This window comes from Mucilaginibacter sp. PAMC 26640 (assembly GCA_001596135.1).
GTDB lineage: Bacteria > Bacteroidota > Bacteroidia > Sphingobacteriales > Sphingobacteriaceae > Mucilaginibacter.
The window spans coordinates 47,152-71,013 of sequence record CP014773.1 but is presented as its reverse complement, the minus strand read 5'-3'; the positions used below and the strand labels follow the sequence as shown (position 1 = coordinate 71,013).

General features: G+C 45.3%; 26 protein-coding genes. 21 read left to right on the top strand and 5 right to left on the bottom strand.

Translation table 11 applies throughout. The features are described 5' to 3' along the window. Positions 1-45 precede the first annotated feature (45 nt). Positions 46-2,055, bottom strand: coding sequence for an ATPase (locus tag A0256_00355; GenBank protein AMR34382.1), 2,010 nt, complete (start codon positions 2,053-2,055; stop codon positions 46-48). A 216-nt stretch (positions 2,056-2,271) separates the two neighbouring features. Between A0256_00355 and A0256_00350 the strand changes: the two genes are divergently transcribed. The 15 genes from A0256_00350 to A0256_00280 all read left to right on the top strand — a co-directional run bounded on the left by A0256_00350 (position 2,272) and on the right by A0256_00280 (position 13,260). Further along, the gene (locus tag A0256_00350) at positions 2,272-2,838 is read left to right on the top strand and encodes a hypothetical protein (protein AMR29974.1); all 567 of its coding nucleotides are present in this window, start codon (positions 2,272-2,274) and stop codon (positions 2,836-2,838) included. Positions 2,839-2,850: 12 nt separating this feature from the next. Next, the gene (locus A0256_00345; protein AMR29973.1) at positions 2,851-3,195 is read left to right on the top strand and encodes a carbamoyl phosphate synthetase; all 345 of its coding nucleotides are present in this window, start codon (positions 2,851-2,853) and stop codon (positions 3,193-3,195) included. Beyond that, a complete protein-coding gene (locus tag A0256_00340; GenBank protein AMR29972.1) occupies positions 3,195-3,611 on the top strand; it encodes a hypothetical protein in 417 nt (138 codons plus the stop codon). The genes A0256_00345 and A0256_00340 overlap by 1 nt, the downstream gene beginning before the upstream one ends. Continuing rightward, positions 3,611-3,925, top strand: a complete 315-nt coding sequence (locus A0256_00335; protein AMR29971.1) for a hypothetical protein — start codon at positions 3,611-3,613, stop codon at positions 3,923-3,925. The genes A0256_00340 and A0256_00335 overlap by 1 nt, the downstream gene beginning before the upstream one ends. Before the next feature lie 2 nt (positions 3,926-3,927). Beyond that, entirely contained in the window at positions 3,928-6,381 is a 2,454-nt protein-coding gene (locus tag A0256_00330; protein AMR29970.1) for a conjugal transfer protein TraG, read from the top strand. 11 nt (positions 6,382-6,392) lie between these two features. Next, positions 6,393-6,764, top strand: a complete 372-nt coding sequence (locus tag A0256_00325) for a hypothetical protein (GenBank protein AMR29969.1) — start codon at positions 6,393-6,395, stop codon at positions 6,762-6,764. A gap of 52 nt (positions 6,765-6,816) precedes the next feature. Further along, positions 6,817-7,500, top strand: coding sequence for a conjugal transfer protein TraI (locus tag A0256_00320; GenBank protein AMR29968.1), 684 nt, complete (start codon positions 6,817-6,819; stop codon positions 7,498-7,500). Beyond that, positions 7,487-8,179, top strand: a complete 693-nt coding sequence (locus tag A0256_00315) for a hypothetical protein (protein AMR29967.1) — start codon at positions 7,487-7,489, stop codon at positions 8,177-8,179. Before A0256_00320 ends, A0256_00315 begins: the two co-directional genes overlap by 14 nt. A gap of 10 nt (positions 8,180-8,189) precedes the next feature. Further along, entirely contained in the window at positions 8,190-8,837 is a 648-nt protein-coding gene (locus A0256_00310; GenBank protein ID AMR34381.1) for a hypothetical protein, read from the top strand. A gap of 9 nt (positions 8,838-8,846) precedes the next feature. Then, positions 8,847-10,046 carry a conjugal transfer protein TraJ gene (locus A0256_00305; GenBank protein ID AMR29966.1) on the top strand — a complete coding sequence of 400 codons (1,200 nt, stop codon included), beginning with the start codon at positions 8,847-8,849 and terminating at the stop codon, positions 10,044-10,046. Positions 10,047-10,067: 21 nt separating this feature from the next. Continuing rightward, the gene (locus tag A0256_00300) at positions 10,068-10,688 is read left to right on the top strand and encodes a conjugal transfer protein (GenBank protein AMR29965.1); all 621 of its coding nucleotides are present in this window, start codon (positions 10,068-10,070) and stop codon (positions 10,686-10,688) included. A 102-nt stretch (positions 10,689-10,790) separates the two neighbouring features. Further along, the gene (locus A0256_00295; GenBank protein AMR29964.1) at positions 10,791-11,009 is read left to right on the top strand and encodes a hypothetical protein; all 219 of its coding nucleotides are present in this window, start codon (positions 10,791-10,793) and stop codon (positions 11,007-11,009) included. Between the two features lie 7 nt (positions 11,010-11,016). Further along, positions 11,017-12,120: a hypothetical protein gene (locus A0256_00290; GenBank protein AMR29963.1), complete on the top strand. Its 1,104-nt coding sequence runs from the start codon at positions 11,017-11,019 to the stop codon at positions 12,118-12,120. Between the two features lie 84 nt (positions 12,121-12,204). Beyond that, positions 12,205-12,441, top strand: a complete 237-nt coding sequence (locus A0256_00285; GenBank protein ID AMR29962.1) for a hypothetical protein — start codon at positions 12,205-12,207, stop codon at positions 12,439-12,441. Positions 12,442-12,495: 54 nt separating this feature from the next. Next, a complete protein-coding gene (locus A0256_00280; protein AMR29961.1) occupies positions 12,496-13,260 on the top strand; it encodes a hypothetical protein in 765 nt (254 codons plus the stop codon). Between the two features lie 552 nt (positions 13,261-13,812). On the opposite strand, the gene A0256_00275 is transcribed toward A0256_00280, so the two are convergent. From A0256_00275 to A0256_00260, 4 genes are all read right to left on the bottom strand, one after another. After that, the gene (locus tag A0256_00275) at positions 13,813-14,952 is read right to left on the bottom strand and encodes a hypothetical protein (protein AMR29960.1); all 1,140 of its coding nucleotides are present in this window, start codon (positions 14,950-14,952) and stop codon (positions 13,813-13,815) included. 6 nt (positions 14,953-14,958) lie between these two features. Further along, positions 14,959-15,990 carry a hypothetical protein gene (locus A0256_00270; protein AMR29959.1) on the bottom strand — a complete coding sequence of 344 codons (1,032 nt, stop codon included), beginning with the start codon at positions 15,988-15,990 and terminating at the stop codon, positions 14,959-14,961. Positions 15,991-16,055: 65 nt separating this feature from the next. Next, positions 16,056-16,556 carry a hypothetical protein gene (locus tag A0256_00265; GenBank protein AMR29958.1) on the bottom strand — a complete coding sequence of 167 codons (501 nt, stop codon included), beginning with the start codon at positions 16,554-16,556 and terminating at the stop codon, positions 16,056-16,058. Positions 16,557-16,558: 2 nt separating this feature from the next. Continuing rightward, complete coding sequence (locus A0256_00260; protein AMR29957.1) at positions 16,559-17,776, bottom strand: hypothetical protein; 1,218 nt, start codon at positions 17,774-17,776, stop codon at positions 16,559-16,561. A gap of 69 nt (positions 17,777-17,845) precedes the next feature. Here A0256_00260 and A0256_00255 point away from each other — a divergent pair, with 69 nt between their 5' ends. The 6 genes from A0256_00255 (at position 17,846) to A0256_00230 (ending at position 23,849) form a co-directional block, all read left to right on the top strand. Continuing rightward, positions 17,846-18,136: a hypothetical protein gene (locus A0256_00255; GenBank protein AMR29956.1), complete on the top strand. Its 291-nt coding sequence runs from the start codon at positions 17,846-17,848 to the stop codon at positions 18,134-18,136. Positions 18,137-18,175: 39 nt separating this feature from the next. Beyond that, complete coding sequence (locus A0256_00250) at positions 18,176-19,519, top strand: hypothetical protein (GenBank protein AMR29955.1); 1,344 nt, start codon at positions 18,176-18,178, stop codon at positions 19,517-19,519. A gap of 112 nt (positions 19,520-19,631) precedes the next feature. After that, positions 19,632-20,768 (top strand): hypothetical protein, encoded by a 1,137-nt coding sequence (locus tag A0256_00245; GenBank protein AMR29954.1) that lies wholly within the window; start codon positions 19,632-19,634, stop codon positions 20,766-20,768. After that, entirely contained in the window at positions 20,758-21,276 is a 519-nt protein-coding gene (locus tag A0256_00240; protein AMR29953.1) for a hypothetical protein, read from the top strand. The genes A0256_00245 and A0256_00240 overlap by 11 nt, the downstream gene beginning before the upstream one ends. Next, positions 21,276-23,258, top strand: coding sequence for a hypothetical protein (locus A0256_00235; GenBank protein AMR29952.1), 1,983 nt, complete (start codon positions 21,276-21,278; stop codon positions 23,256-23,258). Before A0256_00240 ends, A0256_00235 begins: the two co-directional genes overlap by 1 nt. Positions 23,259-23,366: 108 nt before the next feature. Next, positions 23,367-23,849 (top strand): hypothetical protein, encoded by a 483-nt coding sequence (locus A0256_00230; GenBank protein AMR29951.1) that lies wholly within the window; start codon positions 23,367-23,369, stop codon positions 23,847-23,849. Positions 23,850-23,862: the final 13 nt, after the last annotated feature.

Genomic DNA, 23,862 nt, shown 5'->3' with positions numbered 1-23,862 from the left:
TTTACATGAACATTAAAGTCTTTGGAATAATCGAAGACTTTAATGTTAGATCGTTTTGATTTTTAAAAAACTAGCATTAATCGCGACGACTACCGTACTTACGGTCATTAGCACAGCTCCAACAGCTGGGCTCAAAACAATGCCCTGATTATACAAAACACCCGCTGCTAACGGCAGCGCTATCACATTATAACCTGTAGCCCAAATAAGGTTTTGAACCATTTTACGGTGAGTGGCTTTACCAAACAAGATGAGGCTAACAATATCTTTGGGATTACTATTTACCAAGACAATTCCGGCTGTTTCGGCAGCGATATCACTGCCTGAACCCACCGCAATGCCGATATCCGCCTGAGCCAGCGCGGGGGCATCATTGACACCGTCCCCGGTCATCGCTACAAACTCTCCTTGAGCTTGCAATGCTTTAATTTTTTCTAATTTTTGGTGGGGCAATACTTCGGCCATATAACTATCCATACCCAGTGTTTTACATACACTGGCCGCTACCTTGTTATTATCACCGGTAAGCAGAATAGATTTGATATGTATTTCTTTTAAAGTTTCAATAGCTGCTGCTGACTCAGGGCGGATCTCATCCGATAGGGCGATATATCCCGCCAGTTTTTGATCTATCAGCACAAACACTACCGTCTCTGTGTCATCATTAGTAAACCCTTCCGGCAAGATTAGCTTATTTTCTTTTAAATAACCCGGACTGACTACTGATACATTTTTACTTTCTACTATCGCTTGAACGCCTTTTCCGGTTATCGCCTTAAAGTTTTCTCCCGGCGGAATGGAGAGTTTAAGGTCTTTTGCTTTTTGCAGGATGCCTGTCGCTATAGGATGCTCTGATGCTTGCTCCAATGCTGAAGCAAGGCGGATCAAATCCTTTTCGGTAAAGTCTTTAAGCAGGGATTCTACTCTTGACACCTCAAATTTACCAACCGTCAGCGTACCGGTTTTATCAAATACGACTGTTGTTATCTTTCTTGAATTTTCAAATGCCGTCCTGTTTTTGATCAGTAAGCCATGCTTAGCCGACAACGCAGTTGACTTGGCGACCACTAAGGGGACCGCTAAACCTAACGCATGCGGGCAGCATATCACAATTACTGTTACCATTCTTTCCATGGCAAATGCTAAGGATTGACCTGTAAAATACCAATACAAAAATGTGCCGATGCCGGTTACAAGCGCAATGACAGTTAACCATTTAGCGGCGGTATCAGCCAATAACTGCGTTGGAGATTTCGACTTTTGTGCATCATCTACCAATTTAACCACCTGTGCCAGATAAGAGTCATTAGCCGCGTGTGTTACAGTAACTTTGAAAGACCCGTTTCCATTGATCGATCCGGCGATCACTTTATCTCCAGTCCCTTTCTGTACAGGCTTAGACTCACCCGTAAGCATAGATTCATTCAAATAACTCTCGCCTTCCAAGATAATACCGTCCGCTGCAACCTTTTCGCCAGGCTTGATCAAAATGATGTCATTTGCTTTTAGGGTATCTGTTTTTACATCATGAACCATGTCCTGCATGACCAGGTGCGCATCAGCGGGCATTAATTTCACCAATAATTCCAGTTCATTTGACGCGCCCATCACGGACCTCATTTCGATCCAATGGCCTAAAAGCATAATGAGGATAAGCGTAGCCAGTTCCCAAAAGAAATCCATCCCTTTCAGACCAAAAACGATCGCAACGCTATAGCTGTAGGCTACAGTTATAGCAAATCCGATCAGGAACATCATTCCCGGATTTCCCGACTTCACTTCACTAACCAATCCCGTTAAAAACGGCCAGCCGCCATAAACAAAAACTATAGAAGATAAAACAAACAGTAAATAAGAGGAGCCTTCAAACTGCCAGTTAACCCCCATAAAATGCTGTATCATCGTTGATAGTAGCATAATCGGAATTGTTAACGACAGTACCACATAAAACCGCTTTTTAAAATCATTGATCATCATGGCATGGTGGTCGTGCTCTGACATTCCCATGTGCGCATCTGTTCCTTTGTGCATAGTTTCACCCATTTCTTCGGGCATTGTGCTCATATCCATATTCGCTGATTCAATTTGACAAAATTGAGAAATAGGACTTTTAATGTCTTGATCAACAGCATAATAATTAGTGATAAAAATCACTAATGAGAATAAAAATGAAAATAGTTGCACTCCGAGTCGGATAATATCGGAGCATTTCGGGGAGCTCTTTCCTGAATTTTGTCCTGTCGCCGGTAGCAATGGGGCTGCCGATAAAACTTGAATATTATGCTTCACCAAATTTCCTGGTTCACCTACGCGGTCAGCATCATAACATTAGTTATTCTTTACTACCTGTATGTAGGGTTGACCTTTTACCGATCGGAATTTCAAACCGCGATCTACAAACTCACCGGAAAGCAACCGGCATTAAAAGCCACCAGTAATGGAGATCTGCAAATCCCTGATTACGACATCATGGGCAAAGCGCAGCCAGAGGCTGTGGAATTTATCAAACAGGAAGAACTGAACTTTGGCCCTGCTGAAGATTTCGACGACCAAGCAACAGAAAAGATAGTTCCGCTGGAAACGAACAGCCGACTGATCGGAAACTTCTCCGAGATGGTTTCAGAAGTAAAAACGCTGATCCGGGTCATCAATGAATCCAGTGAAAGCAAAGAGAATTTTGAGATGCTTTTTCGGCTCATCGTACAAAAGTATTCTGCCTTGCGTGGCACACCTTATCAGCAGCAGATCAATGACTTCCTTATGACTGAGGGTGCGCCGGAATTTCCTTTTTCCCTTAATGAAACTGACTTAACAAACTATTGGACAGACGAAAATTAAAAAAAAACAGCTATGAAAACTACACTTTTTAAATCAGCAAAATACCGTGCAGTTGCCGCGGTAAGAATGATCAGCGCCTCAATTACCCTGATATTAATTTCCTTGCAGGCAGCGATGGCCCAGGACGGTAATGCGGGCATTAATCAGGCCACCAGCCAAGTAAAAAGCTATTTCGATACCGGCACTAATCTCATGTATGCTATCGGGGCAATCGTCGGCCTGGTCGGTGCGATCAAGGTTTTTAAAAAATGGAACGACGGCGAGCACGATACCAGTAAGGTCGCATCCAGTTGGTTTGGCAGCTGCATCTTCCTGGTAGTCGTGGCAACCGTACTTAAATCATTCTTTGGAGTTTAATGCATCCCGTTATGAGAGATACAAAAAACATGGCCAGGAGATTACCTGAGTTCACAATCGCAGGGACGCTTTTCACGGTTGATGCCAGGATCTATGAATTCCGCGAAACAGCCGAACCCTGGAATAAAATATCAATGGATGATTTTTGGGAAGAGACACCTACCCACATTCTTTTCGACAAGCATAATAAAAACATCTATACGGGTGCTACCCACATCTCAGACCGGCCTACGCATGTTGAAATTGTTGTGATTCCACCATTAACGGAATTAGACCCTATCGGGCTGGCCCGGCACTATAATATGGCGGACGAGACATTTATTCCCAAAGAAAAAAGAGTACAAGTATTATCTGAACAGCTGATCGGATTACAGCAAAACAACCGTCAGCATAAAAAAGGAAAGGGGATTAAGTAATGCCAGTTTATCAGATCAATAAAGGAATAAATAAACCCATCGAGTTCAAAGGCTTGAAAGCCCAGTATATCGGTTACCTGGCCGGAGGATTGGTTGGCCTACTGGTCTTTTTCGCGATCATGTATATATCCGGCCTCCCTGTCTACATCTGTATCCTGGTGATCTTTATTTTAGGTGGGGGGCTTTTTTACCAGGTATTCAGGCTGAGTCATAAGTACGGGCAGTATGGTTTAATGAAGCGATCGGCGATCCGCTATCTGCCCGGCTACCTGAAATTCAATTCACGTAAATTATTTATCCGATTAAAAAAGTAGTTATGCCAGTATTCACCAAAGCGGAACAGGTTTTCCCCATTTACAAAGTGGAGCACGATTGCATGGTCTCGGTTCACGGTGACCTGACTGTTGCCTACGAAGTTTCATTGCCTGAAATATTCACCTTATCGGATGAGGATTATGAAACCTATCACCAGTCCTGGGTCAGGGCAGCCAAAGTGCTTCCTAAGCACAGCATTGTGCATAAGCAGGATATTTTTATCCGCAATAGCTATGCGGGTGCGCAGGGACTGCCGGTGAACTTTTTGACTACGGCAGCTGACCGGCACTTTAAAGACCGCCCGTACCTGGATCATACCTGCTACCTGATGCTGACAAAAAAAGCAGAAGACCGTAAGCAGGCCAACAGCGGCTTTTCAGGTATTATGCGCAAAAGTGTTACCCCGAAGCAAACGACCAATGAAAGGGCTTTGCCGGAATTTATGGAAAAGACGGGGCAATTCGAGCGCATCCTGTGCGATAGCGGATTGATCAAGCTTAGAAAGCTTGGAAATGACGAACTGTCCGGTACAACAAATAAAGCCGGACTACTGGAACAATATTGCTTTTTGCAAAAACCGGGCGAACAGCCTATGCTTAAGGATATTCATTTGAAAGACAGGCTTCAGATCGGAGACCAGCATGCCCAGTTATTTACGCTTGGGGACGCAGAAGACCTGCCGGCTCTATGCGGCAGCCGGATCACTTATGATAAGTACAGCACGGATAAAACCAAATTCCCGATAGGTTTTGCCGCGCAGCTTAACTTACTGCTGGATTGCAACCATATGTATAACCAGTACTTTTTCATTGGGGATACCGGCAAAACGATCAAAGAACTAGAAGCTAAAAAATTGCGGCTTCAGTCTCTGTCTGCCTATAGTCGTGAAAACGCGATCGGCAGGGATGCCACCAATGACTTCCTGAACGAAGCGATCAGCCAGCAGCGGTTACCGGTCAAAGCGCATTTCAATGTCCTGGCCTGGACCGACAAAGCTGAAAGCTTACAGGACATCAGGAACATGGTGGGTTCTGCCATGGCGCAGATCGGTGCGAGCAGCAAGCAGGAATCTGACGGTGCGGCGCAGATCTGGTGGGCCGGCATACCCGGCAATGCGTCAGACTTCCCAGTAAACGATACCTTCGATACGTTCTTGGAACAGGCTACCTGCTTTTTGAACTTAGAAAGTAATTATCGAAGTGATCCGCCACCTACAGGTATTCGATTTTGTGACCGCTTGACCGGTAAGCCCGTCTTTGTCGACCTGTTTGATTCGCCGCGTAATAAAGGCATCACCTCTAATATGGGTATGCTGGTCTGCGGGACTTCGGGCGGCGGAAAATCAATGACGGTCAACCATATCTTAAGGTCTTTATATGATCAGGGAGCCCATTGCGTGACCGTAGATATCGGTGGCAGCTATAAGGGTTTATGTGACCTGATGGGCGGTTATTATTTCACGTATGAGGAAAGCAATCCGATCCGTTTCAATCCTTTTTATCTCCCCGAAGGCCAGCTACTGGATACTGAGAAAAAGGAAAGCCTTAAAGCCTTATTAGTTACGCTTTGGAAACAGGAAAATGAAAGTTTTATGCGGAGTGAATATGTAGCGCTGTCCAACGCGCTCCAGGGTTACTATGAGCATTTGGCTAAGAATAAACAAATATTCCCGGGCTTTAATTCCTTTTATGACTACCTGCAGGGCCACTATGTACAAATTCTGAAGGAACAGCGCGTAAAGGACAAAGACTTTGACATCGATAACTTTCTCTATGTTTTGCGTCCCTACTACAAAGGAGGAGAATTTGACTACCTGCTTAACGCTTCGGAAAATTTAAACCTGCTGGATCAGCGTTTCGTGGTCATAGAACTGGATTCGATCAAGGATCATCCTATCTTATTTCCCGTTGTCACGCTGATCATTATGGAAATGTTCCTTTCCAAGATGCGCAAGCTCAAAGGGGTAAGAAAAGTGTTAACCATTGATGAAGCCTGGAAAGCGATTGCCAATTCCGGAATGGCCGGGTTTATCCAGTATGCCTTTAAAACGATGCGCAAGTTCAATGGTGTGCCAAACGTGGTCACCCAGGAACTGGATGATTTGATCAGTTCCCCGATCATCAAGGACGCCATTATTAACAACGCTGATATCAAGATCCTTATGGATATGCGCAAGTACATGAACAAGTTCGATAAGCTACAGGACACGCTGGGCATGTCAGACAAGGGAAAACAGCAGGTATTGTCGGTGAATAAAGATAACCGGGAGATTTACATTGACCTGGGTGGCCAGGTCATGAAAGTGTTTAAGAACGAACTCTCGCCGGAAGAATATTACGCCTACACGACCGAGGGGAAAGAACGGGTACAGGTGCAGGAATATACCGAGCAACATGGCAGTATTGAAAAGGGAATTTCAGCTCTGGTCCACAAAAATCAAAAGAGTAATAACTAAAACGGAGAATTATGAAAACGATAAAGATCTTGTTCCTGATTGCCGCAGCATTTTCGGCGATCGCGTGTAACAACCGGACGGATACTGCCGTTTCGGGCGTCTACGTAGCCGACTCGAAAAACGAATTCACTATTCTCAGCGATACGCTGATCATCGAAGCGTATAACCTGAGCGCCGGCATTTACCACATCGAAAAACGGTCTGGCTACCATTTAATCAGGAAAGGCAAGATACTACCAAAAAAATTCGGGCAGACGACCTGGACCGCCACCTTCGATAAGGAGAAACAGCTTCTTTCCGAATCCGAATTTGGAAAGCAAATCTATTTGAACACGGATGCAGGTACAATATCGTTTGGTGGTACGTACCGGAAAATTAAGTAAAGATTACTCACCCATTAAAAATTAATCTGCTAATAGCGGAAAGGGAGATGCTATGAAAATTTTAAAAGTAACATTACCAGTGAGCCTGGCCATTGTGCTGGTTTCATTCAACGCGGAAAAAGCAAATGCTCAGTTCGTTGTCGGCGAAGTGATCAAGATGACCGTAACCAAGGTCATTAAAGCGATCGACCTGAAAGTACAGCGCATGCAGAACCAAACTATCTGGCTGCAAAATGCCCAGAAAGTTTTGGAAAACCAATTGTCTCGTTTAAGACTGACCGAGATCTCTGACTGGACCAGCCAACAGCGGCAACTGTACAGTGGCTACTATGATGAACTTTGGAAGGTAAAAGCCACCATCACTTATTACCAGCGGATCAAAGACCTTACTGTAAAACAAATTGCCCTGGTCGCAGAATACAACCGGGCTTGGAGCTTGCTCAAACAGGACAAACATTTTAACCCTGCTGAACTGTCGGAAATGCAAAAAGTTTATTCGGGGATACTTTCCGCCAGCGTAGAGAATCTCGACCAGATCTTGTTGGTGGTCAACCCGGGCAAAACCCAAATGACCGATGAACAACGACTGGAACTGATCAATAAGGCAGGGAATCACCTGGATGAGAACTTCAGTGACCTGCATCGCTTCAATACCCAAAACCAAATGCTCAGCCTGCAACGAAGCAAAGATCTGGGCGATACCAAAATAACACAATTGCTTTATGGGATCAATTAAAGATATACAGGCGCGGGCTGCCGGCATCCGGCAACGGGCCAGGTCGTTGTTAGTATTCTCTCTCTTTACCGCGATCAGCTCAGGTATGGCTGTTGATGCCCATGCGCAAACTTTCTCGGAATGGTTCTCCCAGAAAAAAACGCAGAAGAAATACCTGTTGCAACAGATCGCTGCCTTGCAGGTTTATTCGGGATACCTTAAAAAAGGCTACGGAATTGCAACGAATGGGTTAGGGTCTATTTCCGGTTATCTGAAGTCAGAGAACGGATTGCATACCACTTATTATGACCGCTTGAGCACTGCCGATCCAGTAGTGAAAAACAACCCGATGGTCAAAGACATCCTGGCCTGGCAGCAGGATATTTTGAAGAGAACGAGTGAAATTAAGCAGGTAAACGGGATAACCCCGGCAGAGCAAAACTACCTGTCAGTTGTTGGAAACGCCATTTTAAAAGATTGCGACCAGCAATTGAACACCCTGCAAAATATCATCAGCGACCATAAAATGCAAATGAGTGATGCGGACCGGTTAGCATTGATCACGAAGATCCATGCTTCCATGAAGGCCAATTACCAGTTTGCCTCGCGTTTTGCATCTCAGGTAAAGGTACTGGCATTGAGCCGTCAGCAGGAAAAGGACCAGGCGCTGGTTTCCAAACGAATCTATGGTATCTATTAATGTAGCATTTATGACAAAGCATTGGGGCATCATCATCATTTTCAGTCTTATTGGTTTATTGGCCTTCAGGCCAACCATTTGCCGGGCACAGGGACAGGAACTGCAGCAGCTGCTCCTGAACATAGAAAAACTGACCCAGATGAAAAGCATATTATCAGATATGAAAACAGGATACCAGATCTATCAGCAAGGGTATGGTGCCATATCGTCAATCTCTAAAGGCAACTTCGATCTGCACAGTGTTTACCTGAACGGGCTGATGGCCGTTAGCCCTGGCATCAGGCAGTATAGTCGCGTAGCGGAGATCATTTCTATTCAGGCGAGCCTGCTTGAAGAATACAAAAGAAACTACAGCCAATTCAGGCAAAGCGGAAGTTTCAGCACCAGCGAGCTCAATTACATGGGTAATGTATACAGCAAATTAGTGTCGGAATGTTTGGATCATATCGAAGAACTGACCAGTATTATTACTGCTGGTAAACTGCGGATGTCTGATGCTGACCGGATCAAAGCCATTGACCGCATTTATGCCGCCAGTTTAGATAAATTCCAATTTATACGGTCATTCAACAACCAGGGTATTTCCCTTTCGCTACAGCGAAGCAAATCTATCGCTGACACGCGAACACTTAAGCAGCTCTATGGTCTAACTAACTAATTCAATTTTATGAAAAAGACGATGATAACCACCGCGACACTCGCGGTAACAGGGATGCTTTTCCCTTTATTTTCCAGGGCCCAGGGTTTCGCGACCGATATTCACGGCCTGCAAGGGACACTGGACAGCGTATACAATGATATGCTGCCAATGTGTTCTCAAATGATCGGTGTAGGCCAGGCGATAGCCGGGTTCGGAGCGCTATGGTATATTGCGGCAAGGGTCTACCGTCAGATCGCCAGTGCTGAGGCCATAGACTTTTACCCGCTGCTCAGGCCATTCGCCTTAGGGCTTTGCATAATGCTTTTCCCGACGGTGATCGCGGTCATCAACGGCGTGATGTCGCCGACCGTAAGCGCGACCGGTGGGATGGTCAAAAACTCGGATGCCGCTATTGTCAAACTTTTAAAAGCCAAAGAAGACGCGGTAAAAAAGACGGAAACATGGCAAATGTATGTGGGTGAAAGCGGTAGTGGTGACCAGGAACGCTGGTATAAATACACGCATCCTCTTGACACGGATGGCAGCGGAAACACGGGCATATTTGATAGCGTTGACCAAGGCATGAAGTTTTGGATGGATAAGCAATCCTATAATTTCAGAAACAGCATTAAACAATGGATGTCAGAGATCCTGCAGGTCTGTTACGAAGCAGCGGCATTATGTATCAACACTATCCGCACTTTTTACCTGATCGTACTGGCCATACTCGGACCGATCGTTTTAGGCCTGTCTGTCTTCGACGGCTTTCAGCATACGCTGACCACCTGGCTGGCTAAATACATCAATGTTTTTCTCTGGCTTCCGGTTGGGAATATATTCGGGTCCATCATTGGAAAAGTACAGGAGAACATGCTGAAGCTGGATATCTCTCAGGTCCAAAATGCCGGAGATACTTTCTTCAGTTCAACGGATACCGCCTATTTGATCTTCCTGATTATCGGCATCATCGGGTATTTCACCGTACCAAGTGTGGCAAACTATATCGTTAATGCCGGTGGCGGCAATGGCTTGCTTCAAAAGGTTAATACCATGGTCAGCTCTGCTTCCAGTTCAACGATGCAGGTTGGTTCTTCTGCGGCCGGTCGGATGCAGCAGGGTGTTGCGAACATATTCAACGCACCTGCAAATTTCAAAGAAGGCTATAACAGCGCAAGTGATAATACAAAATCAAATAATTACCAGGAGCAAAAGCTGGCTGGCAAATAGAACACCCTAAAATCAAAAATCATGTTTACTCATCTCAAAAATATCGACACCGCCTTCAAGCATATCAGGCAATTCAGTATTTTCCTGATCATCGGCAACGTGCTCACGATGTGTTTCTGCATTTACAAAAGCAATCAGGTGATCAACCAGGCGCAAAGCCGTGTTCATATCCTGTATAATGGAAAAGTATTAGAAGCCGTGGCGTCTGACCGCAGCAGTAACTTACCGGTGGAATTACGTGATCACATCAAAACCTTTCATCAGTACTTCTTCGACCTCAGCCCTGACGATAAAGCTATACACGCCAATATATCCAAGGCACTTTATTTGGCTGATGAATCTGCCAAAAGACAATACGATAACCTCCAGGAATCCGGCTATTATAATAACCTGATATCTGCTAATATATCGCAGGAGATCAAGGTGGACAGCACCGCTTTGGAAGGAAAGCAATTCCCTTATTTATTTACCTGCTATGCTACCGAGAAACTGGTGCGATCCAGCGGTACCGTTTACCGTAAACTGGTTACCCAGGGCGAGGTGAGGGATATTCAATTACAGACAGACAACAATCCTCACGGCTTCCTGATCCAGCATTGGCAGATCATGGCTAATCGTGACACCACCATTCAAAATCAATAGTCATGTCCAGGAACACAGCAAAAACCAGACCCGGTCAAGGATGCGTTAGCCGATGTAATTGCCTCTAAGATCATTATTTGGCAGTCAGGGCTCGCTACCGTGTTGAACAAATGGATCAACCATCTTTCAAAAAAACAGCAACAATGGTTGCTGGCGGTATTCTGCATCCTAACAGTCGCTGGCTTGATCGTTTGCCTGATCGCGCCTTATGGTAAATTGGCGATGAGTGATCCCGGCAGAAATTACCCGCCAACCCATATCGGTTCGCCTTCTGAAAAGCCGAAACCACTACAGCAAACAGATTCTATAACCCTAAAATAATTTCATTATGGAAAATCAACAGCAAACCGGGCTTACCCCGGTACACACCGAAGCGTTCTTGAAGAAACGCAAGTTTTACCTGGCGGTACCTTTATTGATCCTGCCGTTCCTGACGATGGCATTCTGGGCGCTGGGTGGCGGTAAAGACGCAGGAAGATCAGCAACTCCCATTGCCGACCACGGCATTGATATGGCACTTCCATCGGCTCAGTTCACGGATAAAAAGCAAAAGGATAAGATGGATATTTACCAATCAGCAGGTAAAGACACTTCCGTCACCAAAGATGGGGTCAGTAAAAGCTTTGTACAGGCTATGGGCTTTGATCCGAAATCCATAGCACAAACCGACACGGCTAACAAAGTAGCCCAATTAATAGCGCCGGTAACTGACGCCGATCAGCAGTCCGCAAAGATCCAGGAAAAACTGGCCCAGCTCAACCGGCAACTTAACGAGCCGCAAACGGCAAGCTATTCCAGCCAGGGCCCTGACCCGGAGGTTAAAAAACTGCATAAAATGATGCGATCTATGAAATCCTCCAGCGGCGAAGATCCGGAGATGCGACAATTGACCAATATGCTGACCAAGATCCAGGCTATCCAAAATCCAGAGATCGCTAAAGCCCAAGCCACTCAAAAAAAAGAAAGCGAAAGTGCTTTTCGGGCGATCCCAGCGATTGTGGACGGCAAGCAAAAAGTTAAGGACGGCGCAGCTGTTCGATTAAAATTAACCGACAGTGTTACCCTCAAAAATCAATTCCTGCCCAAAGGCCATGAGCTATTTGGTGTGTGTCAGGTCTCCAACCAGCGCCTGTTACTGATCGTTCAAAATATTCGGTTGGATAAACAGATCATTCCGGTCAATCTTACGGTGTTCAGCCTCGACGGCATGCCAGGCATCCCAGCCCCGGAGGCGGAATTGGGTAATGCAGCTTCTTCCGGTGCAGACAATGCTATTCAGAGTATGCAATTCCTAAGTATGGATCAAAGCCTTGGCGCACAGGCGGCGGCTGGCGGCGTCAATGCTGCTAAAGGGTTATTCAGCAAAAAGATCAAGAAAATAAAAGTGAAGCTCAGCGACCAATACCCGGTCCTGCTAAAGATCAACAAATAAATACAGCTGGTAGACCGCCTGCGGGAAGGTGTTAGTGACCGGTCACTGTGCTCTATTTAACGCCGGGAATGCTTTAAAGGACTGGTGCTTGACTGCTGGTTTTTTCTATACCGTAATGCGCCTAAAGCGCCGGTAGTGCTACACCATTATGATACTGCCATTTATCAACAAGGAACGATGAACATTAGTTACCGGGCATTTGACGCGGATGTTTCCAAAGAAATGGCTTGCCAGGTCCTGGCTAAACAGCTGGCCCAGCAACTACCCAGCAGCATGGCGGTACCATGTACGGTTAATAATGAATCGGCTATGGCCTGCTAAGCCAAAGACAATCCTAAACAGATCAATTTTTTCAATCAATTAAATTTCAATAACATGAACACGCAAAATTTAGAATTCTTAAAGAAAGCCTTGTTGAACCTTGGATTCGGTGAACAGGTAAACGCAGATTTAGAGAAGAACATCAACAAAAAAATTCCGGAGTTTACCCTGGCTGCCAAGCATGAGTTTAACCAGCAGAAGGTGGACTATACACTCCACTTTAAAGGCGGCGAAAACCTGGATAACTACTTCTTCAACAAGTTTGATTCTACCCTGAAAAAAGGTAAAGAGAACGAAGAAAGCCAAACATTCTATATCAATAAAGGCAATGGCGTTACCGCGAAAGAAGCCTTTAACCTGATGGAAGGCCGTGCCGTTTACAAACAGTTATATACCAAAGAAGGTGAAGGCTACCATGCCTGGTTGCAACTCGATAACGGTAACCAAACGCAAAACGGCAATAAAGAGATCAAGCGCTTCAATGAAAACTACGGCTTTGATCTGAATGCTGTACTCAAGGACAAAGGCATTAAAGAGCTGAATACCCCTGAAGGAACTGAGAACTTGTTCCGTTCCCTTAAAAAGGGCAACGCCCAGCAGGTCACTGTAGAGCGCAACGGCGAAGACAAAAAGTATTTTATTGCCGCCAGTCCGCAATTCAAAACCGTTGATCTCTACGACCACCAAATGAAAAAGATCAAACGCGAGGAATTGTTAAAACCTGAACAGAAGCAAACAACCAGTAAAAAGCAAGGCGAGCAGCAAAAGGAGGATGCTCCTGCAAAAAAGCAAGTAAGCAAGCGTAAAATCAGCGTTTAACAAGCGATAAAGGAGCCTCGGATCAGGCTCCTTTTTACTTAATCGACTATTAGATAATAAATAGTTATCTACTGTTCGAAATGAACTGATTTGCTGCGTTGAACTAGGCAGGTTGGCCCCCAAAGAACCATTGCCGAGGTCTTGGAGTGCAGCTACCAATAGCAGCTGCCAGTATAGTCAACTAGGTCTTATACTGGATTGCTAAACCCAGCAAGTTTACCTCCAAAGACAAACAACTTTCTTCGCATTTCGCTTTATCAATCTTTTTTAATCTGAACTGTAACGGAGTTATCAAGATAAACTTGCAGGCTGTTGCTAGTCTGTTATATTAAGTTTTTATGCCCGCAAGTAGTTCCTTCCTACCATCCGACCGGCAGTAGATAATCGGCTGTATGAGCTTATCCCCAACCTGTATAATTCAGCAGCTACGGATTCTGCTACATAACGTTGTAATTGTGTAGCAAATGAACCGTGTACCTTAAGCTTTTTACTTTCCAAAAGAGGAAATATATTAGTACAAATCATCCGCACTTTATCATATGCTTTTAGAGATTATCTGGGGGTGGGATGATGATTAATTAATAACACTATCCATGTCAGCAACAGACCAATTGGGATTGCCCAAAGCAACCAGGTAATTAAGCAAAGTCTACCTCTTTGTTTTTCCAGTTCATTGTCTACCAAAGAGAACTTTTCTGTGAATTTGTCGATATTACTTTGCGAGAAGGTTTCTTTGTAAGCAGCTACGTTGGCGGCGGTAAAATTGAGCGAGCTATACTGGTTGTTTAAAAAGACCTGTATCAAAACGGCAAAAATAAATAAGCTAATGATCGAGATAACATTTTTCACCGAGGTAAGGTCAGCGTAGTCGAACGCTGCAAATACTAAAACAAAAGCAGTGGGAATCGTCACCAATTTGGTTTGGGAGTCGTTAATGACGCCTTGAATTTTTTGGGTAAACTCCAGTGCTTTTGAATCGAGTTCGATTTTGAGTTTGTTATAAGAAAAGTCACGCAGATAATACTGGTAAGCATTATTGCACTTATCAGTAAAATCAGAAACATTACGGATCAAAGTATCAAAACGTACGGTTTCTGTCACCGCAGAGAGGTAGTCGATCAGTTCATTGATAAAGAGAAACTTTTTTTCTGTGTTACTGTCTTCGAAAACGGCAATAACTAACCGGATGTGGTCAATGTTTTGGCTTGAAAGGCCGTCGATCTGATAAACGCCGTAGTTTAGCGGCAGTAATACCGCTTTGTCGTCATTAGTAATCAGCGTATATTCAGTACCAACATCCATATAGCTATGTTTTGCAATGGATTTGATTGTACTAATGAAATGCTGAATGAGAGCAAAACCAGTATAAAAAGGCACACTGGCTGCATCGCTGAATTGATTTAACTCCCCAATATAAAATAGATCAGGCGGGTAAGTATATTTATGTTTACGGATGAGATCGGCTTTTTGATGATAATAACCAACTGCGTTTAATTTGGGCAGCGAAAGTTCAAGACTGATCGTTTGACCAAGTTTGCTCTCATAATTGGTATTTTCAATAATCGCCTGTTCTTCAAGAAATTCAATGCATCTCTTTGCCTCGTCATCGATCAACAGGCCGTGGCAAAACAAGGTGCCTTCCGCGGCACTTGTTTGCGCTTTAGCAATGAGTTGTACAATCTCTCGAAGCATAAGAAGTTATTTAATTTGCTTAGCCAATTCGTCAGGAATATGCTTAAAGGTGAGTTCCTTTTTTTGATCGTTATAAAAAATATCCTTGCCTAACAGATCGGCATCAAATTCGACGGTATACTTGTCGTTTTTATACATAACATATTTGATGCGTCGTAATACAGCCCGGTCGCCTTTGATGGTTTCGCTTACACCATAAGTCTCATTGGCGGCAAATTCAAGGAATTCATCTGTATTTTCCGGGTCCATCAAAGCAGAAATTGCGGAGAGTGATATATCTTTTTTTTGCTTCATGCATTCCGAACAGTAGTCTCCAATTAAGTTTTTGAGCTTAATTTTGGTTTTACGGTCGTAGCCTTTTTCGTCACTAAAAGCGTCGATTGCTTTTACCAACCTTTTACTTGATTCTGTATTGGTAGTCTTGTTATCACAATCAATAAAGGTCAGAAAATAATAGCTTACATTCTTATTACCACGGATGAATGATAAATAAGTTTTGCTTTCTGTATCTATTCCAGCATCGATGTCTTTCCAGCGTGTCAGGTTAATCATACAGGCAATATCTACCTTGCTGATATCTAAGCTCCTATTATCCTTCAACGTGAGGTCGGTTTCATTAACTACATAACCGTCTTTATTCGTGGTTGTCAGGATCAACAAGTAGCGATTTTTATTATCAGTATTTGTAAAGTCTGTAAAAATCAAAAAACCACCTGTCGCGCTGATTGTATTCTCCAATACCGTTTTGTATTTGGCAGCCGCATTAACAGAAAAATCATAAAACTCTTTTTCGTTAAGATATTTTTCCAGCGTGTTCTTGAAAACCGGATCAGCGTCGGCAAAAATTCCGTAAGTCGGATTTGATTTTTTATGGTAAACCTCGTTCAACTTTCCGATAAAGGTTTGTTCCTTTTCGCCGACGTTTAATGGCTTGGTCGCTTTTTTGAAGCCGACGTTACGGTCATTTGCGATTTTATTCAACTGATGGATAACAATTCCGTGAACATCAAGGTTGCTACCGATTTTTTTAAATTCCATGCGTGTTCCGTGATTGTGGGTTTGGTAATTGGTTAGGCTAATGTAATCATTTTGAGCATTACAAGCTAAAAACTTCTTACCCCATATCCTTTGGATACATTCAGTTCCCGAAGCTTGTTGTACAGGTCAACCATGGTGCCGTTCTCCATGATCCAGTCCATGATAATTTTGAGCATTTGTTCGGCGTCGGCGATGTAGCCCATGCGGCCGTCGGCACCGCGGGTGCCGTCTTTTTTAATGCGTTTGCCGCGGGTCAAATAGGTGTTTTTTTCCTCGTAAATGTAATTACGTGCGGTTTTGTTTTGAGGGCCTTTGGGCAGATGCGCGAGCAGTAGGCGGCCAATGCCCTTATAATAGACATCAAATTTCTTTTCCGGGTCCTCAACCGCACCTAAAGCAAACTGGCGCAGTTCGTTCTCGCGTTCAACGTCACCAGCCGGGCTAATTAACAGTTGTTCTCCTTTAACGTTACCGGCGCGTGCCAGGATGTCTAACTTTTCCTGTTCATCAGCCAGTTGTTTGGCGGTTCTCTTTGCTTCGTCTTTATCTTTTTCGTTCTTAGCCATAACTATATATTGAATATATTTTCTTTTAAATATTGTACCGTGTCTTCCACCCGCTCTTTATCGAACGGATCGATATTAATGTCTTTTAAGGCAAGCTTAAGATCGGCGCTTCTGATCAGGTTGTTAAATTTGGCCCAGTAATCGCCTTTTCCCGCTGCTTTCATATCCCAGCAGTAAAAATTATAAATAAAGCAGGCGTGTATTTGGTTTTCCTTAGCGAAATTATTGACCACTAACTGGTTATTAATGTATTTATACACAAATTTAGCCCGGTCATCCGGTAATAAATAACCGCGCGCGAATTCATCCGCTTTATCTTCCTGCAAAAGAAACAAGTCGGGTTCGCCGGTTAAGTGAAAGATGTTTTCTCTGATCTCGTCGTAGTCATACAGCACGTGGTGGAGCTCGTGCAATAAAGCGAACCACACCGTCGCATAGTTATTATTCAGGTCGGTCAATACGATACATGGCTTTTCCCCAATGACAAAAGTAGCGCCCCTGACTTGTGTATTCTGCAAGTGTGGCTGGTAAATGACCGTCACACCGATATTATACAGCGCCTGGGTGACGGTGCGCAGACCTCCGGCCACGTTCATGGTGTAAGGCCGTATTTTACCGATCAGATCAACAAGCTGGCTACGGTTATAAGTGTTCGGATTTTTCAGGCTCTCAAAATGTGCGTAAGCAGAGCGCACCCAAAACTCCCGCATCAAAGCACTCTCGTTCTTTTTGGTCTTGCTGAATGCCGGGATGATCTGTTTGTTGGAATAATGGAAAATCGATTTCAGGCCAAAAAAAGTAACGATTCGTTTTTCGATCTCTTCAAAATCTGTCTTTGAACTCAAAAAACCCGACTTAGCTAAATTCTTAATATCAAAATTCGACAGGATATAAGACTTCTTCTTGGCATCTTCTAACTCGCCCACCATATCCGCGGGCATATCACTTAAAAAAAGCTTGAACAGTGCATTGGTTTCTAAACCCAGAAATTGTCCCAGTTTTAACAGGTTGATCACATCCACCCGTTTAGCCGAACCATCCAAAATTCCCTCTAAGGTTCGTTTCTGCATATTGAGGATCTTTTCCGCCTGATTCTGCGTAATGCCATGTTTAGCTAATCGACCTTCAAAGATTTCTTTGATCGAGTTAGCCTCGCCATCCCAGGCGTCCACAGGGGCGAGCATTTTATAGAATTCACTAAGAAATACGTTTTCATCCATGAACAAATGTAAATAAAATTTTGATTTTTAAAATAAAAGTTATGTAAATTTACATAACTTTTTAATTAAATGTATTACCCACCAAAAGAGAACGATGAGAACCATGAATATGCCCGCAGCGTTGCGTATGGGGGTGTTATTCATATTACTAATGTCAAAGAGAGTGGCCGGAACGACTTCACCTGTTTGGGTTGCGACAAGCCAATGCAAGCAATTTTACGTAAGATTCATGGACCAAAACCTTATTTCAGGCATGACGTGATGAATGTCCCGGTGTACGAACGATGCCCATTCAGTAATGTTCAGGCGCGACGGCTAATCGCGCTGGAAGCCATCCAACTGGATAAGCAATTGCGTTAACCGCCAGTTTATAAGTTACCTTCAAAGGGGACGGCTGGTTTGGCTATTCCGCTTCAAGGCGCACAAACCGTTTATTTCGGTAGTGTTAAGCGCCACCTGCATTGCTTTGAAACGCCGGGTGGTGACCTTGTGCTGGGTAATGAACCCACTTCGGAAGATGACTTGCATCTTTTTACGGCCGATGCGGTGGGTTACGATGAGGACGATAACCCGATATTATTGATCCTCATATCTGATGGCAAAAGAAAAAAAATGGATGTAGACCTGATGGCGGCGCTACCGATACTCGGCATCGACGCGGTGGTGATCACACCGCCACGCTCCACTCCGGAGGAAATCTACATGGCGGTGATGACGGGCAAAAATATTAAATGGCTTTATAACAATGACGAACGAGAATTCAATTATCATTCCTTATCCGCAGACCTCCCAGCGGGCGTACCAGCGGCTGATGTCGACGCGGGATTCCTTTTTGAGGAAACTTTCGACTGCCGAACAGCGGAAATTAATAACCTCATACGAACTTTTAATAAATTCCTGGTCACAGAATCTTACCGAAAAGCAGAACAGCACAATCGCCGAATTATCGGCGAAACTGAACTCGCTATCTCAAGAGCTGGAGAACGACGCGATGAGTTTGAAGAACAGTATCGAATTGGAAGTGAATCTGCACATCAGCGAGAGCTTGACGAAGTTGACGAACGAAGAGACCGACTTGGAACAGCAAAAGCAGAGTTTAGCGGAAATTATCAAGATCTGGACGAAAGATATCGTCGGAAAAAACGCGAACTTGATGAAGCGGCAAGGGTACTTGAATCAAGTATACGTGCAGCGGAACTCGCACCAAACAGCAGCGGAAGATCAATTGCAGCAAGACGAAGCGAATTTGAAAGAAATGACCAAAGCGCACGAAGACGAATGGACGAACTCTTTGAAAGAGAGCTACGATCAGTTGACAGCCAGCGAACAGGGATTGAACGAACTCTTGCGAGCGAAAGAGCAGCTGTCGAAAGACTACGAGAACTTGTCGCAAAAGAGCCAGGACGACTTGAAAGATTACTCCGCGAAAAGACAACCGAATTTGACCGGCTTGAAGCAAACGAAACAGCAGCAATTAAACAGTTACAAGCAGACGGAACAAACCTCGCAGAGCGCCTTGGAAAGCAGTTTGAAGACCTACGAAACCGAACTACTCAAGCCGCTGAAGAACGAGATGCTGACGGAACTACGGGATTTTCCCGAAGACTTAAAGCGCTATTGGATGGACGAGGACATCTTTTGGATATCACGGATGCCCAAAGTGACTACCGAAGGTACCGTGCAGCTAAAGAATTCCTTGAGTCGCCAGTTGGCGAAGCGTGGCTACGGACATATCAGCGTTGAAGAACTCGCTAATGCTGCCGCAGAAATCAGTGTCAAATAGCATGATAATTGATATTATCAATATTATCCGTAGCTTTAATAATTATTCATATTCCTAAATAATTTATCACCAATGAAATCCAATGCGCCGGCCCAGTTATTAGGTTACGCGGTCCAGTTCCCACGGGCATTGCTGCACCTGCTGCGAGCTGGACCTGGTGACGCGGTCAGTGTAGAGGTGATCGGCGACGTTGCCACCCATTTGGCAGATGGCTCGGCCTTGTCCGAAGAAGATAAAAGCTCTACTGCCGGCAATCCGCTGACCGACCGTTCTACGGATCTCTGGAAGACCTTTTACAATTGGTTAAAAGCCATAGACGAAGGTCATATCGGTTTAAAAAAGACTTGGTTTTATTTATATACCAATCAAAGCGGCCGTGAGGCAATCGTTCATACTTTCGACAAGGCAATAACATTTGAGGAAGCCAAAACTGCGTTAACCAATGCCAAGGCGGCTTTAGCTGATATCACCGACAGCCATGAGATCTGGCCTTATTTAAATTTTGTGCTGTCCTATAACCAGGATAAATTTGCCGAATTGCTTACCCGTTTCGAACTTCAGGTCAACGACGGACTCGGCTTTAACGAGATCCAAGATGAACTGGAGCGCCTGTTGATTGGTAAACACCAGCGTAAATTCGTGACCAACTTGTTAAGCGGCTGGCTGCAAGAGGAGATCATGGGTAAGATCGCTCTAAAACAGCCCGCGCTGATTCCCTGGGAAGATTATCAAAAGCAATTTACGGTTTATTTTGACCGCGCAAGAAAACTCGAACTGGTAGACTTTGCGCTGGAATATCCGCCGACCGATGACCTGATCCAGGACCAGATGAAGATCCAGCCACGGTACTTACAGCAACTCAGCCATATCCGTGCCGATGAAGACGACATCGTGGAGGCCGTGACGGATTTCCTACGAGCCAAGACCAACCGCGATAAGTGGATCGAAAACGAGATCATTAATGAAGAAGTGGCCATTGACTTTGAAGAAAAACTCACCAGTTTTTGGAATACGCAGCAAAAGATGATCGCGTTGACGGAAAAGACGCGCGAAGACCACGAGCGTGGCCAGTTGTTATTTTTAAATTGCAAGATACGGCAGGAAGTGATCCGCGACATGTCGCCGCCGAACGGCACGATAGCTGGCACTTACCATGCGCTCGTTGAAGGTAAATCATTAGGCTGGCATCCCCGCTGGGATGCCTTGTAATTATATGGGAGAAGTATTAGAAGAAGTACGGATATGGAACACGCCGGTTATCGGCGCTTACCTCTTATGGCGGTTTACCCAAGGCTATACCGCCACACATCCGAGTGGCGATGCCCCGGTCGCACTGCTCCATTTCGTGGCTGTCGCGATTCTGACCAGCCAGCAATTGTCCGCACCGGTCAGCAACATGCGAGCCGATCTGCCATCTTATGTGCGCAGCTTTGAGGATTCTAAAAGCTCTGATATTCTGCTCAGCATCCATGAACGGACCAAAGCCAAATTAGCTTATACACTGAAGGCCATAGACATCGCCGTCGCTCAAGGTCTGCTCTTCTGGGATACGGAGACCGCCCAGCTTTATCCGAAAAGCGAATTGAAGAAACCTACAAGAGGAAACGCACTGAAAAGCGTCCACGAACAGACTGGCAAAAAAGCTGAAATCCTGGGCAACTGGTTCGGACGCCAGGATTTGGCAGCCATCGCCAATTATTTAAAAATTGTATTTTAATGAACTTTCAACTGCTGCAACTGATCATCTGGCCCAAGAATGCGGAGTTTCCGCCGAGACCGGTCAACTTTCAACCTGGTATGCTCAATGTCATCACAGGCGCCTCCCGTACCGGGAAATCCGCCATTATCCCGATCATTGATTATTGCCTGGCATCGGGAGACTGCTCCATTCCAATCGATACCATCCGGGATTTTGCGTCCTGGTACGGCATCGTTTTTCAGACCGATCACGAACAGGTTTTACTGGCCCGCCGCGTACCCATCGGTAATCAGGTCAGTAATGACTTTTATTTGCTGCGCTCAGCTATTTTCAGTGTACCAATAATTATCCCTGATAAGAACGAAACCAGCGATGGCATCAAAAACTATCTTAATACCATATCCGGCGTTCCTTACTTCAATCTGGATGGGGAAGAAGACAAAAAAGCTTATACCGCACGACTCAGTTTCCGTGACCTAATGGCGCTGGTCTTTCAAAGTCAGGATATCGTAGCCAACCAAAATATCCTGTTCTATAAGACCCATGCACATGAGCACCGCGAAAAGCTCCGTAACTGGTTTCCTTTTATCCTCGGTGCTGAAAATCTGGACACGCTGAAAGCCAGGCAGCGCATCCAGGTGATAGAAAAAAGGCTGAACCAACTGCGCCGGGAATTTGATAAGACGAAAGCCGTATCGTCGGCCTGGAAAGCCAATATGGAAGGCCACCTTCGCGTGGCGAAAGAATACGGCCTGCTCCACGAAGAAAACCTGCAAAATGCTGATCCGGAGTCCTTGCTGAATATGGCCCGGCAGATTCTCCAGGTGATCCCCGAACACTCGCTGACCGAATTCAAGGATATTGATACTGCCAACAAAAACATCGCCGACCTGGAGGCCGAAGAACGATATTTGAGCGCCCAAATCGGCTTGGTTAAAAAGCGTTTATCCGACGTCAAACGCCTCAGCACCGGACTGACAGATTATGAAAGCTCCGTCCGCAAACGAGTAGACCGGCTGCAGATTTCCAAATGGCTTGAGGATGTGTCCACCGAAACTTCCAGCTGCCCAGCCTGTGGCAGCGAAGATCACCCCAATGGCAAAGCCGAACTCCGAAAGATCGCCGCGGTATTTTCAACTATTGAACAACAATCCAAAACACTGGCCGAAGTACCTACCTCTTTTTCCCGCGAGGAACAGCGACTGAACCAGGAGCTGGAAACCTTGATCGACAATAAAAAGGACTTCCAGCGCCGCTTTGATTTGATTATGCAGACGAATAATGAAGCCCGCGCAGAATTCCAGCGCAGAAAAAATATGTATTTGTTTCTTGGCAACATGCAAGCCTCGCTGGCTACCTTTGAGAGTCTGGTCGACGGCGGCGAATTGCAGACCGAAATCGCTTTACTTGAAAAGGAGTACAGTGACTTGCTGGCCACCATCAATGAATACACCGTACATGCACGGATCGACGCCGCCACTGCCCGCATTGCGCAGGGCGTACTCGGCCACCTAAAAACCCTGGACGTGGAAAGCAAATACCGCGAAGTTGCACCCCGCTTTGATACCAAGGACCTGAATGTTTCTGTGCTGAGCAACGATAACCACTGGCACTACCTCGGACAGGTGGGCAGCGCCTCTAACTGGGTTTCCTTTCACTTGGCGCTCATGTGCGCCTTGCAGGAATATTTCCTAAGCCAGCCACTGTCCTGCGTCCCCAGTTTCGTGATCTTTGACCAGCCGAGCCAGGTCTACTTTCCTAAACTCAAACGCAACCAAACCCCGACCGAGAGCGATCTGCAGTTCCCGGACGAGGATGTCGAAGCCGTTAAAAGCATGTTCAGGACCATCGCGGATTCCATTCGCGCCACGAGCGGCAGATGGCAAAGCATTATTCTTGACCACGCCGACGATACCATATACGGCGACCTGGAAGGTGTCCATGAAGTCGAAGTTTGGCGCGACGGCAATAAGCTGATCCCCGAGGCTTGGTACAGTTAAGCATAAGTTATGCCCTATCAGGAAGAAGACATCGATTTTGATCGCCTGGATTGGAGACAATTCGAAGAACTGTGCTATGATCTTTTGGTCAGGTTCCGTTTCCATAGCATGGCCTGGCGTCAGGGTGGCGCTGACCATGGCCGTGATATTGAAGCCCGGCGTACGGTAACCGATAGCATCACCAGCCCCTATACCGAAAAATGGTTCATCGAATGTAAACGGCATAGCCAGGGCCTTTCCCTTGACCAGGTGGTCGAAAAGATCAATTGGGCGAGAGTGGAAAAAGCAGACCATTTCCTGTTGATCGTGTCATCTTATCTAACCACGGCCACCCGCGACTGGCTGGAAAAAGCTCAGCAGACCGAATCGTTTCCAATCCATACTATCGAAGGGAAATTCCTCATCCAACAGTTACTGTTGTTCCCCGATATCGTCATTAAATATTTCGCCGACGACCACGTACGCCTAGTCCGTAGCTTACTCCTACAATGGGTAAGCCATCATATCCTGCCCGGGCCTAAAGCCTTATATGATCTTTACCGCCAGCTCGATTTCAGCCGGCTGAACCACGAGGAATTGGGTTTTATGTGACATGCCTATACCC

Bases quoted from the DNA above. Each gene is read 5' to 3' on its own strand.
- A0256_00355 (AMR34382.1), bottom strand. From the start codon at position 2,055: ATGCCCGAAGAAATGGGTGAAACTATGCACAAAGGAACAGATGCGCAC.
- A0256_00345 (AMR29973.1), top strand. From the start codon at position 2,851: ATGAAAACTACACTTTTTAAATCAGCAAAATACCGTGCAGTTGCCGCG.
- A0256_00340 (AMR29972.1), top strand. From the start codon at position 3,195: ATGCATCCCGTTATGAGAGATACAAAAAACATGGCCAGGAGATTACCT.
- A0256_00335 (AMR29971.1), top strand. From the start codon at position 3,611: ATGCCAGTTTATCAGATCAATAAAGGAATAAATAAACCCATCGAGTTC.
- A0256_00330 (AMR29970.1), top strand. From the start codon at position 3,928: ATGCCAGTATTCACCAAAGCGGAACAGGTTTTCCCCATTTACAAAGTG.
- A0256_00325 (AMR29969.1), top strand. From the start codon at position 6,393: ATGAAAACGATAAAGATCTTGTTCCTGATTGCCGCAGCATTTTCGGCG.
- A0256_00320 (AMR29968.1), top strand. From the start codon at position 6,817: ATGAAAATTTTAAAAGTAACATTACCAGTGAGCCTGGCCATTGTGCTG.
- A0256_00315 (AMR29967.1), top strand. From the start codon at position 7,487: ATGGGATCAATTAAAGATATACAGGCGCGGGCTGCCGGCATCCGGCAA.
- A0256_00310 (AMR34381.1), top strand. From the start codon at position 8,190: ATGACAAAGCATTGGGGCATCATCATCATTTTCAGTCTTATTGGTTTA.
- A0256_00305 (AMR29966.1), top strand. From the start codon at position 8,847: ATGAAAAAGACGATGATAACCACCGCGACACTCGCGGTAACAGGGATG.
- A0256_00300 (AMR29965.1), top strand. From the start codon at position 10,068: ATGTTTACTCATCTCAAAAATATCGACACCGCCTTCAAGCATATCAGG.
- A0256_00290 (AMR29963.1), top strand. From the start codon at position 11,017: ATGGAAAATCAACAGCAAACCGGGCTTACCCCGGTACACACCGAAGCG.
- A0256_00280 (AMR29961.1), top strand. From the start codon at position 12,496: ATGAACACGCAAAATTTAGAATTCTTAAAGAAAGCCTTGTTGAACCTT.
- A0256_00275 (AMR29960.1), bottom strand. From the start codon at position 14,952: ATGCTTCGAGAGATTGTACAACTCATTGCTAAAGCGCAAACAAGTGCC.
- A0256_00270 (AMR29959.1), bottom strand. From the start codon at position 15,990: ATGGAATTTAAAAAAATCGGTAGCAACCTTGATGTTCACGGAATTGTT.
- A0256_00265 (AMR29958.1), bottom strand. From the start codon at position 16,556: ATGGCTAAGAACGAAAAAGATAAAGACGAAGCAAAGAGAACCGCCAAA.
- A0256_00260 (AMR29957.1), bottom strand. From the start codon at position 17,776: ATGGATGAAAACGTATTTCTTAGTGAATTCTATAAAATGCTCGCCCCT.
- A0256_00255 (AMR29956.1), top strand. From the start codon at position 17,846: ATGTATTACCCACCAAAAGAGAACGATGAGAACCATGAATATGCCCGC.
- A0256_00245 (AMR29954.1), top strand. From the start codon at position 19,632: ATGAAATCCAATGCGCCGGCCCAGTTATTAGGTTACGCGGTCCAGTTC.
- A0256_00240 (AMR29953.1), top strand. From the start codon at position 20,758: ATGCCTTGTAATTATATGGGAGAAGTATTAGAAGAAGTACGGATATGG.
- A0256_00235 (AMR29952.1), top strand. From the start codon at position 21,276: ATGAACTTTCAACTGCTGCAACTGATCATCTGGCCCAAGAATGCGGAG.
- A0256_00230 (AMR29951.1), top strand. From the start codon at position 23,367: ATGGCCTGGCGTCAGGGTGGCGCTGACCATGGCCGTGATATTGAAGCC.